The organism is Aeromonas crassostreae, from assembly GCF_054052445.1.
In genome coordinates this window covers 1-14,070 of sequence record NZ_JBSTYM010000042.1, presented here as the reverse complement: position 1 = coordinate 14,070, position 14,070 = coordinate 1, and the positions used below count along the sequence as shown (strand labels likewise).

Here is a 14,070-nt window from a genome sequence, read left to right as displayed (position 1 = left end):
CTTCACCAGACATTGAAAATCAAAAATTGTTTTTGATGTTCGATGCTGTGAGTGCCCACACAGATTGCTTGATTCAAATTGTTAAAGAGCGACGCAGCTTTTGGCTGCTGCGGGAGTGGAATTCTACTCAACCGCCTTCTCGAGTCAAGCCTTATTTTAAAAGGCTTTTCGAGGTTATCGACGAGGTTGTTTGCGTTGCCGCTTGTTGCCCTGTCGATGTGGCGCATTATAGAGAGATTGATCGCGCTGGCAAGGGGATAACTGCAATAAAACTGTAAAAATCGGCATTTATTTAGTTATTCATAACCAAACACAGCTTTTATACAAACTTATCCACAGAAAGCCCGTAAAACGGCACTATTGGCATCATGAGTGCCCCACATTTAGCCAGTGGAAGTGCCACACCTCGCATGCCGCCCCTCCCGCTCATCTACCTATATAAAGAAACGATCACGCCAGGCCCGCTTCTTTCACCCATGTGGCGATCAACTCGCCGGCCGGGAGGTCACGGCAACCCGATACATTCTGCCCCGCCCAGAGCGGCGAGAAGCCGCTGTCTCCCCTCTTTTCAGCGGCGGCTCGCAAGGGTGCCAATGCACGGCTGGCATGGGGAAAGGCCGGGGCCACCTCCGAGAAGGGGCCAAGCTCGCGCATCAAACGGTTCACTATGCCTCTGGCAGGACGGCCACTGAACAGATTGGTCAAGGCCGTATGCTGGCCATGGGACCCCTGGATGGCGGCGCGGTGCAAGGGCGAGGTCGTCGCCTCGGAACAGCAGAGAAAGGCCGTTCCCATCTGCACGGCGCTCGCCCCCAGAGCCAGGGCGGCCAGTATTCCCTTGCCATCGACTATGCCTCCGGCGGCGATGACCGGCAGGTCTACCGCCGCCACTATCTGGGGCAAGAGCGTAAAGGTTCCCTGCTGCAGCGCGAGATCTTCGCTCAGGAAATGGCCACGGTGGCCACCGGCCTCCAGCCCTTGGGCGATGATGGCATCGGCGCCATGGTGCGCCAGCCACTGGGCCTCAGCCACAGTGGTGGCGCTGGCAAACACCTTGGCCCCCGTGGCTTTCACCCTGGCCAGCAGTTCGGGGACCGGCAGGCCGAAATGGAAGCTGACCACGGCGGGTTTGAACTCGGCCAGGACGGCGGCATGCTCGTCATTGAAGGGGGCACGACCGGGCGCCGTCGTCGTGACATCGGCGTCCACCCCGAACTCGGCATAATAGGGTGCCAGCACCCCTAGCCAGCGGCGCTCCTCGGCCGGTTCAGGCTCACTCTGTCGATGGCAGAAGAAGTTGATGTTGAAAGACCCCGGACCACTGGCCGCCAGTTGCTCCAGCGCCTTGCGCAGCTCGGCCGGGCCGAGCATGGCCGCCGGCAAGGATCCCAGGGCCCCCGCCCTCGTCGCCGCCATGGCCAGCTCGGTGCCCTGCACGCCGGCCATGGGCGCCTGGATGAGGGGGTAGCGCATCCCCAGCTCGGTGAACAGACTCATGTTGCGAGCGCCTCACCGGTCGACCCAGGATGGCGCTGGCTACGGGCCAGCGCTATGGTGCCGTCGATGGCGTCTCGGGCCTGGGGGCTGTTCTGCCGGCAGGTGGCGCCCAGCATGCAGGCTACCAGCCGGACCATGTGGCCGGTATCCGCCTCGGCCAGGTCATCCAGGGTGTGATACCCCAGCTGTTCGAGCCGTCCGATCACGGTGGGCCCCACCCCTTTCACCCCGAGCAGCAGGCTGCGCTCCCGTGGCGAAAACTGTTTCATGTCTGTCATTGCATTGCTCCTTTGCGATGGCGGTCTTTGCACAAGGCCCGCCATGAGCCCGATCGACATAAAGAGGGGTCAACGCACACTGCGCAGCAGGAAATCCGGCTGGCCGCAGGAGCGGCGCTCCCGTCTTTGCATCTCGTCCGGGCAGGGGATGGCCTCTGTCCCTGCCTTGTTGAAGCAGATGTAAATCTCTCGCAGGAAGCGCCCCCCGTCGGTGCAGGCCACAGTGATGCTATCGGGGGCCAGCCAGTCGTTGGCCGCAGCCAGGTCCGCCTTGAGCTGGAAGCGGCTCTTGCGCAGCGGCTGCGGCGGCGCCTGGTAAGCGGCCGGGATCTGCACCCTCTGGCGCAGCTCGCTGGCCAGCTGATGGAATGCAGGTTGGCTGAGGCCGGAGCAGGTGCCGTGTTTGCGCCACTCGTGGCGATAGAGGAAGCGGCTGGGGTAGAGCCCGGGGAAATCACGCTCCACGTCGCCTGCGAGCCGCTCGGTGCCGCACTCCGACGGATAGCCCTTCAGGTATTGCGGCCAGAGGCCGTGCAGCACAAAGCCCAACTGGCGGCTGCACTGCTCCCGATCGGCCGGTTTGATGGCGCAGTGCTCCGGTGACCAGGAGAGCGCCAGGGCGTAATAGTCAAAATCCCCCGCTTGCCCCTTGCCTTGTGCGGCCTGGGCCCACAACAGGGCGCCCATCAGCAACACCATGATCTGCTTCATCGTTCCACCTCCATCACTACATCTGCCCCCTGCTGGCGAGGGGGCCCGGCGCCAGGGTTCCATGCTCCCACACATGGGAGTCAAAGAACAACCATGTGAAACGCCCTGGCCGGGGAAGGGTCAGACCAGTAAAGGGTTTCCCCGCCCGGATCTGAGGCGTAAGCTGACTCTCCGGCGAGCCTCTGCGTCCCGCCATTTTCCCCGGTTTCATCAGCAACAGGACATGACATGATCCGCAAGAATCCCTCAGGTCACCTGCCCGTGATCGACGAGTCCGCCTACATCGACAAGACCGCCATCATCTGCGGCAAGGTGATCATCAAGGAGAATGTGTTTGTCGGCCCCTACGCCGTGATCCGCGCCGACGAGGTGGACGAGCGCGGTGACATGGAGCCCATCGTCATCGGCGCCAACTCCAACATTCAGGACGGCGTGGTGATCCACTCCAAGTCCGGCGCCGCCGTCACCATAGGCGAGTACAGCTCCATCGCCCACCGCAGCATAGTGCACGGCCCCTGCGAAGTGGGTAACCGGGTCTTCATCGGCTTCAACAGCGTGCTGTTCAACTGCCACATAGGCGAAGGATCCGTGGTACGTCACAACTCGGTGATCGACGGCTGCGATCTGCCCCCGGGCTTCTATGTGCCCTCCACCACCCGCATCAACCAGCAGAGCGATCTGGCCCAGATCCCCCGCGTCACCGTGGATGCCACCGAGTTCTCCGAGGACGTGGCCCACACCAACATCGATCTGGTCAAGGGCTACAAGGCGCTCTCCAACGAGTTCTGACGCCTGCGAAGACGATGAGCAACAAGGGGCGCCACGGCGCCCCTTGTCACGACTGTCAAGGCGGTGAAAAGAGGGTGTAAAGGTGATTGAGCCCGGCGCGCGAGTCGCGTCTGATGAGATCACTTTCCAAGCTGGAGTCATCACAATGCTACGCCACTCACTCACTCTCGCCCTGTTGCTCGGTGCCACCCTTGCCCACGCAGGCGATATGCCGCCCCCCATGCCAGGCCACTCAGGGGGCCAGATGCCCATGCCCCCTGCCGCGCTCTATCAGGCCAGCAAGCAGAGCACGGACCCCCAGGCCACGGCCCAGGAACTGTTCAAGAGCATCCCCGCTGCCGAGGCCAACACCCGCTATGAGGTCATGGTCAGCGTCCGCGAGTTGCCGCCACGCCCCCTCAAGCGTCAGCCCGCCACAGCGCCGCTCAAGGGAGAGTGAGATGAAGATGCCTCACGGCGCCCTGTGGGCTCTGGCCCTGACCATCGCCCTCCCCGCCCTCGCGGGCCCGGGTGAAATGGGCAGGCAGGGCGGTGCGCCGGGGCGGGAGATGCCGACGGCCGCCCCCCGGCATGGCCACTACGCGGGCCCCTGGTCCGCCCCGGCCCCCGGACACAGGATCAGCGCACTGCCCAGGGGGGCCGAGACCATGCTGCTGGCCGGGCTCACCTACTATGTGCTCGGCGGCATCTTCTACCAGCAGCAGGAGAACCACTATGTGGTGGTGACGCCACCGGCCCGGGTGCAGACGGTGACGCCGGATGCGGGGCTCACTCCCCTGGATCTGGATGGTCGCCGCTACTACGTCGGGGAGGGTCACTACTACCAGCGGGAGATCGACGGCAGCTACATCGAAGTGCCGCCCCCCGCCGCGCTGCGCTGATGCACAAGCGAGCAGAGGGCGCTCTTGCCCGGGTCATCCCGCCGCAGAGGGCATCTCGTGGGACGGCCTTCAGATCGACCCGGACTGCCCCAGGCAAGGCAGGGTGATGGTCACCCGCAAGCCCCCCTGCGACCGGTTGCGTGCCACTATGCTGCCCCCCTGCAGGGTCACCGCCTTGTGGGCGATGGCGAGCCCGAGCCCGTACCCCTTGCCCGCCCTGGCCGAGCCGATCCGCACGAAGGGGTCGAAGATGCAGGCCAGCTTGCCCTCTTCCACCCCGGGTCCCTGATCGGCGATCGCCAACTGCACCTCATGACCCAACCGGGCCAGCTGGACGCTGACCCGCTGCCCCGGCTGGGAGAAGCGCAGGGCATTGCGCACCACGTTCTCGACGGCGCGACGCACCAGCTCGGCATGGCCCAGCAAGAGGCACTCCTCCCCCTGATCCTGGGTCAGATCGATCTGCACCCCGGATTGCTGGGCCTCGAACCTGGCATCCTGGAGCACGGTTTCCACCAGCGCCAGCAGATCGTAATGCGTTGGCTCAAGGCCATGGCCCTGCTGGGCCCGGGAGAGGGTCAGCAACTCCCCTATCATCTTGTCCATCCGCTCCGTCTCGAGGCGGATCCGCGCCAGGGAGTCGCTCACCTTGTCCGGGCTCTGCTCCGCCAGGCCGATGGCCATCTGGATGCGGGCCAGGGGAGATCTCAGCTCGTGGGAGACGTCATGGAGCAGCTGCTCCCGGCCATCCACCAACTGCTGCAACCGCTCCACCATGAGGTCGAAGTCCCGCGCCACCGCGGTCAGTTCATCCCGTCGCCAGCGCAGGGCGGGCAGGAGCCGCACCCCAAGATCGCCCCTGGCCACCAGGCCGAAGCTGTGGCGCAGGGCGTTCATCGGCCGGGTCAGGTGCCAGGCAAACAGTATGCTGAACAGCAGGCCGCCCACCCCGCCAATCCACAGCATGGGGGGAGGAATGTTGAGCCAGGAGAGGGGGCCGGGCTCGGGCCCCCCGGGCAGCAAGCCCGGGTCGGGGCGGGCACGCAGCAGATAGGCCTGCCCGTCCGCCGCCGTGACGATCCGCGCCAAGGCCCCGGGATCCTGCGCCTCATCCCGATGGCCGAGGGCCGCCATCTGTACCAGGGGCGGCGTCCCGGCCGGCATGGCGTCAATCAAGGCCGTTGCGGCCTGGATGCCTCCCTGGACCAACATGGCTTCGACCATGTCCAGATGCTGCGCGGCCAGTTGGTGGGCGAGGCGCTCCTCGGGGCGCTCACGCTCTGCGCGAAAGCCTAACCAGAGCAACTGGCTCACCACCACTATGGTCAGCCAGAAGCCCAGCAGTATCTTCCAGAACAGCCGCCCCTTGAGGATCATTGGATCTTGTACCCTATGCTGCGGATGGTCTCTATGGTGATGGCGGAGCCCACCTTGTGCTGCAACTTCTGTCGCAGGTTGCAGATGTGGACATCGACGCTGCGATCGTAGGCCTCACGGGGACGCCCGACCCCCTGCAAGGAGAGGGTATCCTTGGTGACCACCTGCTCAGGGGTGCGCAGCAGCAGCACCAGCATGTTGAATTCGGTGGCGGTCAGCTCCACGGTCTCCCCCTGCCACAGGCAGACGCGGTTGGCCTGACTGACCGTCAGGCCGCCCAGGGTGAGGGCCTCTGGCACGGGCGCCACGGCGCCGACCTCATTGACCCGCCGCAACACGGCCCGCAGCCGGGCCACCAGCTCCCTGGGGTAGCAGGGCTTGGCCACATAGTCATCGGCCCCCATCTCCAGCCCCACCACCCGATCCACGTTGTCCCCCTTGGCGGTCAGCATGATGATCGGCAGGCGGCTGCGCTGACGCACCTGGCGCAGCACCTCGGTACCGCCCAGATCGGGCAGCATCACGTCCAGCACCAGGGCATGGTAACGACCGGACAGCGCCTGGCGTACCCCCTCCTTCCCGGTCAGCACCTGGGTGGTCTCAAACCCCTCTCCCCCCAGGTATTCACTCAACATGGCGCCCAGTTCGGCATCATCATCCACCAGCAGGATCTTCATATCTTCTCTCCCTCATTGACGGCCATTCTCGCCGCTTCCCCCGCCCCTGACAGCCATTTTTACGAAACCCTTACGCTTGGCACAGAGAGCCTTAACCCGACTCCGGGGTAGAGTGCCGTCGTTATTGTCATTCAGGATACAGCTTGTCATGCCCACGCTCTCCCCCCGTCTGTTCTGGCTGTTGCCGCTTTGCGCCCTCGCCTTGCTGCTCCTGGCCTGGCGCCCCCTGGCCCAGGCCCCCGCCAACGACTTCATCACCGCCACCGCCGAGACCCGGGATCTGGAGCAGTTGGTGTTGGCGGATGGCACCCTGAAGGCGCGCAAACAGGTGAGCGTGGGCGCCCAGGTGTCGGGCCAGATCAAGAGGCTGCACGTCGCCCTGGGGCAGGAGGTCAAGCAGGGGGATCTGCTGGTCGAGATCGACGACCTGACCCAACAGAACGCCCTCAAGGATGCCCAGGCCCAGCGTGACAATCTCCAGGCCCAGCTCGATGCCAAGGAGGCCACGCTGCGCAACGCCCGCCTGGTCTACCAGCGCCAGCAGCAGATCCTCGCCAGGGGGCTCGGCAGCACGGCCGACCATGACAGCGCCAAGGCGACGCTGGACGAGACCCTGGCCGACATCCGGGCCCTCTCGGCCCAGCGGGTGCAGGCCGAGATAGCGGTGGACACCGCCGGAGTCAACCTGGGCTATACCCGGATCCTGGCCCCCCTGGCCGGCACTGTGGTGGCCCTGCCGGTGGAGGAGGGGCAGACCCTCAACGCCAGCCAGAGCACTCCCACCCTGCTCAAGATTGCCCAGCTCGACACCATGACGGTGGAGGCCCAGATCTCCGAGGCCGACGTCATCAACACCCGGGTCGGCATGCCGGTCTACTTCACCATTCTTGGCAACAACCAGCGCCGCTTCGAAGGCGTGCTGCGGGCCATAGAGCCCGCCCCCGACTCCATCAATGATGATGACACCACCAGCAGCAGCGACAGCAGTGCCATCTACTACAACGGCCTGTTCGAGGTCCCCAATCAGGATGGCCAGCTCAGGATCAGCATGACCGCCCAGGTCTACCTGGTGGCAGCCCGGCTCAAACAGGTGCTGGTGATCCCGGCCATCGCCCTGCAGGGGGACCAGGTGCGGGTGGTCGATGATGGGGGCAAGGTCAGCCTGCGCCGGGTCAAGGTCGGCCTGAACAACAAGGTGGATGCCCAGATCCTGGAGGGGCTGAGCGCCGGCGATCGGGTGATCGTCAGCGAGATGAGCGCAAGCCAAGGCACAGCCGCGGGGAGTATGCCCCCCCCCATGGGGATGTGACCATGGGCGCCTTGTTGCAGTTGCGCGGTATCGGCCGCCGGTTCGGAGAAGGGGAGCGTGCCGTCACCGTACTCGACGGTATCGATCTGGAGATAGCCAGGGGGGAGATGCTGGCCATCGTCGGCGCCTCCGGTTCGGGCAAATCGACCCTGATGAATCTGCTTGGCTGCCTGGATCAGCCGAGCGAGGGGGCCTATCTGGTGGCGGGGCGCGACACCGCCACCCTCAGCCGGGATGAACTGGCGGCGTTGCGACGGGAGCACTTTGGCTTCATCTTCCAGCGTTATCACCTGCTGGCGGATCTCGATGCCCGGGCCAACGTGGAGGTGCCCGCCCTCTACGCCGGCATGGATCCGGTCGAGCGCCGTCTGCGGGCCGAGACCCTGCTGACCCGGTTCGGCCTGGCCAGCCGGCTCGACCACAAGCCGAGCCAGCTCTCCGGCGGCCAGCAGCAGAGGGTCAGCATCGCCCGCGCCCTCATCAACGGCGGCGAGGTGATCCTGGCCGACGAACCGACCGGGGCCCTCGACAGCCAGAGCGGCGACGAGGTGATGAACAGCCTCAAGGCCCTGCATCGCCAGGGCCATACCCTGGTGATCGTCACCCACGACATGGAGATCGCCCGCCACGCCGAGCGGATCATCGAGCTCAAGGATGGCCGGGTGATCGCCGATCGGCGCACCGGCCCTGAGGGAACTCAGTCCCCGCCAGCCCTCCCCCCGCCGCCCCCCGCCAGCGGACACGCCCGCCCCCTGGAGGGGCTCGGCAACGCCCTGCACATGGCGCTGCGGGCCATGGTCGCCCAGCGGCTGCGCACCTTTCTCACCATGCTCGGCATCATCATAGGCATCGCCTCGGTCGTGACCGTGGTGGCCCTCGGCCAGGGCTCCCAGCAGCGGGTACTGGAGAACATCAACGCCATGGGCACCAGCACATTGGAGGTGTTCCCTGGTCGTGGCTTCGGCGATATGCGCTCCGCCACCATACAGACCCTGAGGATCGGGGATGCCGAGGCCATCGCCCGGCTGGGCTATGTGCACAGCGTCACCCCCAGCCTCAGCACCAGCGCCACCTTGCGCCTTGGCAGCACCGCCGTTACCGGCACCATCAACGGGGTCGGCGCCCAGTTCTTCCAGGTCAGGGGTTATCGCCTGGCCCAGGGGATGGGCTTCGATCGCCAGAGCGAGGAGAGCCTGGCTCAGGAGGTGGTGATCGACGAGAACACCCGGGACAAGCTGTTCGCCTCGACCCAGTCTCCCCTCGGCCAGGTGATACTGCTGGGCAACCTGCCCTGCCGGGTGATAGGGGTCGCCATCAAGAGCCAGAGCGGCTTTGGCAGCGACGAGACCCTCAACGTCTGGATCCCCTATACCACCGCCATGAGCCGCATGCTGGGGCAGAGCCATCTGCGCAGCATCAGCGTGCGCATCCAGGACGAGGTGAGCCTGAGCACCGCCCAGGATGGCATCAATCGCCTGCTCACCCTGCGCCACGGCAGCCAGGATTTCTTCCTGCTGAACACGGATACCATACGCCAGACCATGAGCCAGACCAGCGCCACCCTGACCATGCTGGTCTCCATGATCGCCCTCATCTCCCTGATCGTCGGGGGAATAGGGGTGATGAACATCATGCTGGTCTCGGTCACCGAGCGCACCCGGGAGATAGGGGTACGGATGGCGGTCGGCGCCAGGACTCGCGACATACTGCAACAGTTTCTGATCGAAGCCGTGCTGGTCTGCCTACTGGGGGGCGTGCTCGGCATCGCCCTCTCCCTGCTGCTGGGCCAGCTGTTCGACCACTTCAGCAGCAGTTTCAAGATGAGCTACTCCCTCCCCGCCATGGGGGTGGCCTGCCTCTGTGCCAGCCTGATCGGGGTTATTTTCGGTTTCGCACCGGCCCGCCGCGCCGCCAGCATGGATCCCATTCATGCCTTGGAACGCGAGTAACCACCATAAACGCCATTCATCATGCATTGGAGCGCGAGTAACCCCTGAGGGAGCACAACCACAGCACAACCTGAACGCCCGCATATCTTCCCAATCTGCGGGTTTTTGACCGGGCCCTGTGCCCGGTCTTTTTTATTTTCCGGTCTGAGCCAGGCCTATGACAGAGCCGCCCGAAGGCGGCTCTTTTCATTGCAGGCAAGGCGGTTATCTGTGGCCATCAGGCCCCTATGATGCCGCCATCGTCCCGGGTGATGCGCAGCACGGCGGAGCGGGGAATGCTGGTGCCGCCGCCCGGGAAGTGGGAGGGGGCCAGCTCTTCACCCGGGTGCTGCACCCCGACGAACATGGTGCGCCAGTCCGGCGTGAAGGTGAGCCCCGTGATCTCGCAGGCCACCGGGCCGGTCAGGAAGCGGCGCACCTCGCCGCTCGCCGGATCCGCGCACAGCATCTGGTTGTTGCCCATGCCGGCGAACTGCTTCTCGTTGGAGTAGTCGCCGTCGGTCTGGATCCAGAGCCGCCCCGCCTCGTCGAAGCCGATGCCGTCCGGGCTGTTGAACATGTTGTCCGGATGGATGTTGGCACTGCCCGCCATCAGCCCCTCTTTGTGCACGCCGGGGTTGCCCGCCAGCAGGAAGAGATCCCACTCGAAGCGGTCGCTGCCGTGATCGCCTCCGGCCGGGCGCCAGCGGATGATCTGGCCATAGGGGTTCTCGGCCCTGGGGTTGGCGCCGTCCAGGGGCTGGTTATCCTTGAGGCCGCGGTTCTTGTTGTTGGTCAGGGTGCAATAGACCTCGCCGCGGTGCGGGTGCACGGCCACCCACTCGGGCCTGTCCATGGTGGTGGCGCCGAGCCGGGTCGCCGCCTCCCGGGCGAAGATGAGCACCTCCCCCTGATCGGCGAAGCCGTTCTCCGGGGTCAGGCCGTGCTGGCCGTGTACCAGGGGCAGCCACTGGCCTGTGCCCTTGAGCTCCCCCTCCCTGGCCTCGAAGCGGGCCACATAGAGGGTGCCCTCGTCCAGCAGATCCCGGTTGGCGGTATCATTGCCCGCCACCACCTTGTTCTTGGAGACGAAGCGGTAGATGTGTTCGCCCCGCTCGTCATCGCCGAGGTAGACCACGGCGCGGCCATCCTGGTTGATGGTAAAGGCCGCATTCTCGTGCTTGAAGCGGCCAAGGGCGGTGCGCTTCTTCGGGGTGGAGGCGGGATCGCGCGGATCGATTTCCACCACCCAGCCGAAGCGGTGCGGCTCGTTGGGGTGCCTGGCGAGATCGAAGCGCTCGTCAAACCGGTGCCAGCCAAAACCCGCATCCTCGGCGGCCAGGCCGTAGCGGGCGGCCCGCTTGTCCAGCTCCGGCTTGCCCTCGCTGCCGAAGTAGCCGTTGAAGTTCTCCTCGCAGGTGAGGTAGGTGCCCCAGGGAGTCTGGCCGTTGGCGCAGTTGTTGAAGGTGCCAAGAGCCGTGCGCCCCTCGGGGTCGGCCTGGGTCTTGAGCAGGGCATGACCCGCCGCCGGGCCGCTCAATGTCATGGGGGTGGTGGCGGTGATGCGACGGTTGAGGGCCCCCTTGGGGTTGGCCTGCCACTTGCCATCGATGCGCGCCAGCTCCACCAGGGAGACGCCATGGGCCGCCTGGGCCTTGGCGACGGCGGCGGCGCTCAACTGCTTGCCGCCATCGGCAAACAGGTATTCGTAGTTGGTGTATTCGTTGTTGACGGCGAGCAGGGCGCGATCCTGGCCCAGGGGGAAGAAGCTCATGCCATCGTTGTTGTCGCCGAACTGGCGACTCTGGGCCTTGGCGTCATTGCTCTGGGCGAAGGCGGGGGCATCGGCGAACAGGGCATCCCCCCAGGCGATCAGCACCTCGGCCTGGTAGCCGGGCGGCACCACTATGCTGTCGGCCACCGAGGCGGGCACCGCCTGGAAGCCGAGCAAGGGCTGGGTGGCGGCGGCCACGGCGCGGGCCACCGGGCTCGCGGCGAAGAAGGCCACCATGCTGGCGGCGCCCACACCCTTCAAGAAGCCACGGCGGCTGAGGCCAGCCTCAATCAGGCGGTTGAACTCAGGCTCCTGCTCGCGGGGATGGTTGGCACTGTCTCTCTCGTCAAAACGGCTCATCTGCTTTTCCTTGTTATCTGCACTTGTCTGGTTTGCCACTCACTGCGTCCGGCCACAGCATGGCAACAATTCGTTAAACAATGATGACAAATGGAGCCTGACAGCGGGCGAGACCGTCATGTGGCCAGAGCCGGGGGGTGAGCCTGGATGGCAGAGCCCAAGGGCGGCGGGGCATGCCGCCAGGCCATGACAAGGGGCGGTGGGCACCGGATTGCACCTGGTGTCTGGCGGCGAAGCTCTCCATGTTCAGGGCCACCGACACCTGCAGCAGGCTGTTGAGGTAGACCAGCGGCTGTGTTCATCCCATGCGGCCCCCGTCAGGAGGTGGGACTCGCCATTCCCGTTGATCGGATCCCCCGAGACTCGGGAAGTCGGCCTACTCGGGGGGCGACCCATGCTCCCCCGTCTTCTGCCGATCCCCCTCTATCTGTTACCATCCCGGCCACGCTGATTGTTTCCGTCCCGGCCACGGGGCGGGATAACCCCATACTGGTGCCCTATGTCCATTGCCTCCTTCGCCGAACTGGCCCTCTCCCCCCGCTTGCAGCAGACCCTGCGCGAGCTGGGTTACGCCGCGCCCACCCCGGTGCAGGCCGGCGCCATCCCCCTGATCCTCGCGGGACGGGATCTGATGGCGGGCGCCCAGACCGGCACCGGCAAGACCGCCGCCTTCGTGCTGCCGTTGCTGGAGCAGTTGCTCAATCAACCGGCGAGCGAGACCCCTCGCCCCATTCGCGCCCTGGTGCTGGTGCCGACCCGCGAGCTGGCGATGCAAGTACATGAGAGCGTCACACGCTACGGGCAGGGCACGAGCCTCACCAGTGCCCTGGTCTATGGCGGGGTCAGCATCGCCGCGCAGGTCGACGCGCTTCAAGCCGGGGTGGACTTGCTGATCGCCACCCCGGGCCGATTGCTCGATCACCTGCGCCAGGGGGCGCTCAGCCTGAGCCAGCTGCGTCATCTGGTGTTCGACGAGGCGGACCGCATGCTCGACATGGGCTTTATGGACGAGATCAAGGCCCTGCTGAAGCAAATACCGGCGCAGCGCCAGACCCTGCTGTTTTCGGCCACCTGCGATGACAACCTCTTTGCCTTGAGTCGCGTGCTGCTGCGCGACCCGGCGCTGGTGGAAGTGGCACCGCGCAACACCACGGCGGCCGAGGTGGAGCAGCGGGTCTATGCAGTGGACAGCGATCGCAAGCTGGCACTGCTCGAACACATGCTGAAGGTGAAAGGCTGGGCACCGGCGCTGATCTTCAGCCGCACCCGCCAGGGGGCCGACAAGCTGGCCCAGCAGCTCGGCAAGGCGGGCATCAATGCGCTCGCCTTCCACGGGGATCTCTCCCAAGGCGCACGGGAAAAGGTGCTGCTGGCGTTTCGCGCCGGCACCCTGCAGGCCCTGGTCGCCACCGACGTGGCGGCTCGCGGCCTCGACATCAGCGATCTCAACCATGTGATCAACCTGGAGTTTCCCCATCAGCCCGAGGATTACGTCCACCGCATCGGGCGCACCGGCCGCGCCGGCAACAAGGGGCTCGCCATCACCCTGTTCAGCCCGGAGGATGCGCCGCTGCTGGAGAAGGTGGAAGCCGTGCTCGACACCCGGCTGCCCCAGCAGTGGTTCCCCGGCTTTGAGCCGGATCTGACCCGCTTCGACCCCGAACCGCGCCGCAGCGGCAAGGGCGCCCAGAAGCAGAAGGCCAGAAAGCAGGCCCTCGCGGCTGGCAGCAAGGGGCCCTCCCGCAAGCGGTAAGTGAGTGAAAACCGGGTGGCCTGAGAATGTGGGGGACGGGCGCCACCAGGGAGGCATTCAGCCTCCCCTTCACGGCGGCGCCAGGGGGGATCAGGAGGCCTGGGTCAGGTCCTTGATGGTCTCGGAGGGGCCGTTGCTCTGCACCGAGGCGATGCCGTTCTGGGCCGAGGCCTGGCTGGCATACATCTGGCTCGACCCTATCACCTGATGATTCTTCGCCTTCAGGTTGAAGTGATACTTGCCGTTGGCCGCCTCTTTCAGCTCGTACTGCCCCGCCTCGGGGGCGTTGCTCTGCACCGAGGCGATGCCGTTCTGGGCCGCCCCCTTGCTGCTGTACATCTCGCTGCTGAGGATCACCTCCCCGTTCCCTGCCTTTAACACGAAGTGATACTGGTCGTTCCTGGCCAGCTTGAGCTCATACCATCCCATGTGGACATCCTTATGTTGAGTGACAGTCCCCCATAAGCTAGCCCGATCCTGATGACCGCCATATGACGGGGGCGGGAGATGGCCAAAAGAGGCCGTTTTCGCCATCCGCTGCGCCGCTTACTGTCGCGCCCGGGGCGGCGGCAGATCCGATAGCCAGCACGCTTGGCCAAGGGATGGGTCACGGCGTCGTCATCCAGCGGCTCAATCCCAAGGCCATGATCGCCACCCTGCCCCTCCCCCAATGAGAAGAGGGGCGGCCCCCCCCCCCGCCCCCGCGGGGGGCGGCCCCGGCCCCCCCAGCGGCCAC

14 protein-coding genes and 1 pseudogene are annotated in these 14,070 nt (G+C 65.6%); 7 read left to right on the top strand and 8 right to left on the bottom strand.

Features of this window, described 5'->3' with window-relative positions; genetic code table 11:
- Window positions 1-278 (top strand): hypothetical protein (locus ACW5W4_RS18460; RefSeq protein ID WP_456690363.1); only part of this gene is annotated, 278 nt, incomplete at its 5' end.
- Window positions 279-450: 172 nt separating this feature from the next.
- On the opposite strand, the gene ACW5W4_RS18455 is transcribed toward ACW5W4_RS18460, so the two are convergent.
- The 3 genes from ACW5W4_RS18455 to ACW5W4_RS18445 form a co-directional block, all read right to left on the bottom strand.
- Window positions 451-1,497 (bottom strand): NAD(P)H-dependent flavin oxidoreductase, encoded by a 1,047-nt coding sequence (locus tag ACW5W4_RS18455; protein ID WP_456690362.1) that lies wholly within the window; start codon window positions 1,495-1,497, stop codon window positions 451-453.
- Window positions 1,494-1,775, bottom strand: a complete 282-nt coding sequence (locus ACW5W4_RS18450) for a helix-hairpin-helix domain-containing protein (RefSeq protein ID WP_456690361.1) — start codon at window positions 1,773-1,775, stop codon at window positions 1,494-1,496. The genes ACW5W4_RS18455 and ACW5W4_RS18450 overlap by 4 nt, the downstream gene beginning before the upstream one ends.
- 69 nt (window positions 1,776-1,844) lie before the next feature.
- Window positions 1,845-2,486, bottom strand: coding sequence for a ribonuclease T2 family protein (locus ACW5W4_RS18445; RefSeq protein ID WP_456690360.1), 642 nt, complete (start codon window positions 2,484-2,486; stop codon window positions 1,845-1,847).
- Window positions 2,487-2,714: 228 nt separating this feature from the next.
- On the opposite strand from ACW5W4_RS18445, the gene ACW5W4_RS18440 reads away from it, so the two are divergent.
- The 3 genes from ACW5W4_RS18440 (at window position 2,715) to ACW5W4_RS18430 (ending at window position 4,156) form a co-directional block, all read left to right on the top strand.
- A complete protein-coding gene (locus tag ACW5W4_RS18440) occupies window positions 2,715-3,275 on the top strand; it encodes a gamma carbonic anhydrase family protein (RefSeq protein WP_427262142.1) in 561 nt (186 codons plus the stop codon).
- 244 nt (window positions 3,276-3,519) lie between these two features.
- A complete protein-coding gene (locus tag ACW5W4_RS18435; RefSeq protein ID WP_456690359.1) occupies window positions 3,520-3,714 on the top strand; it encodes a hypothetical protein in 195 nt (64 codons plus the stop codon).
- 1 nt (window position 3,715) lies between these two features.
- A complete protein-coding gene (locus ACW5W4_RS18430) occupies window positions 3,716-4,156 on the top strand; it encodes a DUF6515 family protein (protein WP_427262140.1) in 441 nt (146 codons plus the stop codon).
- 69 nt (window positions 4,157-4,225) lie between these two features.
- Here ACW5W4_RS18430 and ACW5W4_RS18425 read toward each other — a convergent pair whose 3' ends face one another.
- Both ACW5W4_RS18425 and ACW5W4_RS18420 read right to left on the bottom strand, forming a co-directional pair.
- Complete coding sequence (locus ACW5W4_RS18425) at window positions 4,226-5,533, bottom strand: ATP-binding protein (protein ID WP_456690358.1); 1,308 nt, start codon at window positions 5,531-5,533, stop codon at window positions 4,226-4,228.
- Window positions 5,530-6,210 carry a response regulator transcription factor gene (locus tag ACW5W4_RS18420; protein ID WP_456690357.1) on the bottom strand — a complete coding sequence of 227 codons (681 nt, stop codon included), beginning with the start codon at window positions 6,208-6,210 and terminating at the stop codon, window positions 5,530-5,532. The genes ACW5W4_RS18425 and ACW5W4_RS18420 overlap by 4 nt, the downstream gene beginning before the upstream one ends.
- 148 nt (window positions 6,211-6,358) lie before the next feature.
- Between ACW5W4_RS18420 and ACW5W4_RS18415 the strand changes: the two genes are divergently transcribed.
- Together ACW5W4_RS18415 and ACW5W4_RS18410 are read left to right on the top strand one after the other, a co-directional pair.
- Window positions 6,359-7,519 (top strand): efflux RND transporter periplasmic adaptor subunit, encoded by a 1,161-nt coding sequence (locus ACW5W4_RS18415; protein ID WP_427262136.1) that lies wholly within the window; start codon window positions 6,359-6,361, stop codon window positions 7,517-7,519.
- 2 nt (window positions 7,520-7,521) lie between these two features.
- Window positions 7,522-9,468, top strand: coding sequence for a MacB family efflux pump subunit (locus tag ACW5W4_RS18410; RefSeq protein ID WP_456690356.1), 1,947 nt, complete (start codon window positions 7,522-7,524; stop codon window positions 9,466-9,468).
- Between the two features lie 217 nt (window positions 9,469-9,685).
- On the opposite strand, the gene ACW5W4_RS18405 is transcribed toward ACW5W4_RS18410, so the two are convergent.
- Window positions 9,686-11,581 carry a PhoX family protein gene (locus ACW5W4_RS18405; RefSeq protein WP_456690355.1) on the bottom strand — a complete coding sequence of 632 codons (1,896 nt, stop codon included), beginning with the start codon at window positions 11,579-11,581 and terminating at the stop codon, window positions 9,686-9,688.
- A 187-nt stretch (window positions 11,582-11,768) separates the two neighbouring features.
- A pseudogene (locus ACW5W4_RS18400) lies at window positions 11,769-11,876 on the bottom strand (DNA-directed RNA polymerase subunit delta); the annotation flags it as partial.
- A 204-nt stretch (window positions 11,877-12,080) separates the two neighbouring features.
- Between ACW5W4_RS18400 and ACW5W4_RS18395 the strand changes: the two are divergent.
- Window positions 12,081-13,334 carry a DEAD/DEAH box helicase gene (locus ACW5W4_RS18395; protein WP_456690354.1) on the top strand — a complete coding sequence of 418 codons (1,254 nt, stop codon included), beginning with the start codon at window positions 12,081-12,083 and terminating at the stop codon, window positions 13,332-13,334.
- Window positions 13,335-13,424: 90 nt separating this feature from the next.
- Here ACW5W4_RS18395 and ACW5W4_RS18390 read toward each other — a convergent pair whose 3' ends face one another.
- A complete protein-coding gene (locus ACW5W4_RS18390) occupies window positions 13,425-13,763 on the bottom strand; it encodes a YegP family protein (protein WP_427262132.1) in 339 nt (112 codons plus the stop codon).
- Window positions 13,764-14,070: the final 307 nt, after the last annotated feature.

Coding starts and splice junctions, on each gene's coding strand:
- ACW5W4_RS18455 (WP_456690362.1), bottom strand. CDS start 1,497: ATGAGTCTGTTCACCGAGCTGGGGATGCGCTACCCCCTCATCCAGGCG.
- ACW5W4_RS18450 (WP_456690361.1), bottom strand. CDS start 1,775: ATGACAGACATGAAACAGTTTTCGCCACGGGAGCGCAGCCTGCTGCTC.
- ACW5W4_RS18445 (WP_456690360.1), bottom strand. CDS start 2,486: ATGAAGCAGATCATGGTGTTGCTGATGGGCGCCCTGTTGTGGGCCCAG.
- ACW5W4_RS18440 (WP_427262142.1), top strand. CDS start 2,715: ATGATCCGCAAGAATCCCTCAGGTCACCTGCCCGTGATCGACGAGTCC.
- ACW5W4_RS18435 (WP_456690359.1), top strand. CDS start 3,520: ATGCCCATGCCCCCTGCCGCGCTCTATCAGGCCAGCAAGCAGAGCACG.
- ACW5W4_RS18430 (WP_427262140.1), top strand. CDS start 3,716: ATGAAGATGCCTCACGGCGCCCTGTGGGCTCTGGCCCTGACCATCGCC.
- ACW5W4_RS18425 (WP_456690358.1), bottom strand. CDS start 5,533: ATGATCCTCAAGGGGCGGCTGTTCTGGAAGATACTGCTGGGCTTCTGG.
- ACW5W4_RS18420 (WP_456690357.1), bottom strand. CDS start 6,210: ATGAAGATCCTGCTGGTGGATGATGATGCCGAACTGGGCGCCATGTTG.
- ACW5W4_RS18415 (WP_427262136.1), top strand. CDS start 6,359: ATGCCCACGCTCTCCCCCCGTCTGTTCTGGCTGTTGCCGCTTTGCGCC.
- ACW5W4_RS18410 (WP_456690356.1), top strand. CDS start 7,522: ATGGGCGCCTTGTTGCAGTTGCGCGGTATCGGCCGCCGGTTCGGAGAA.
- ACW5W4_RS18405 (WP_456690355.1), bottom strand. CDS start 11,581: ATGAGCCGTTTTGACGAGAGAGACAGTGCCAACCATCCCCGCGAGCAG.
- ACW5W4_RS18395 (WP_456690354.1), top strand. CDS start 12,081: ATGTCCATTGCCTCCTTCGCCGAACTGGCCCTCTCCCCCCGCTTGCAG.
- ACW5W4_RS18390 (WP_427262132.1), bottom strand. CDS start 13,763: ATGGGATGGTATGAGCTCAAGCTGGCCAGGAACGACCAGTATCACTTC.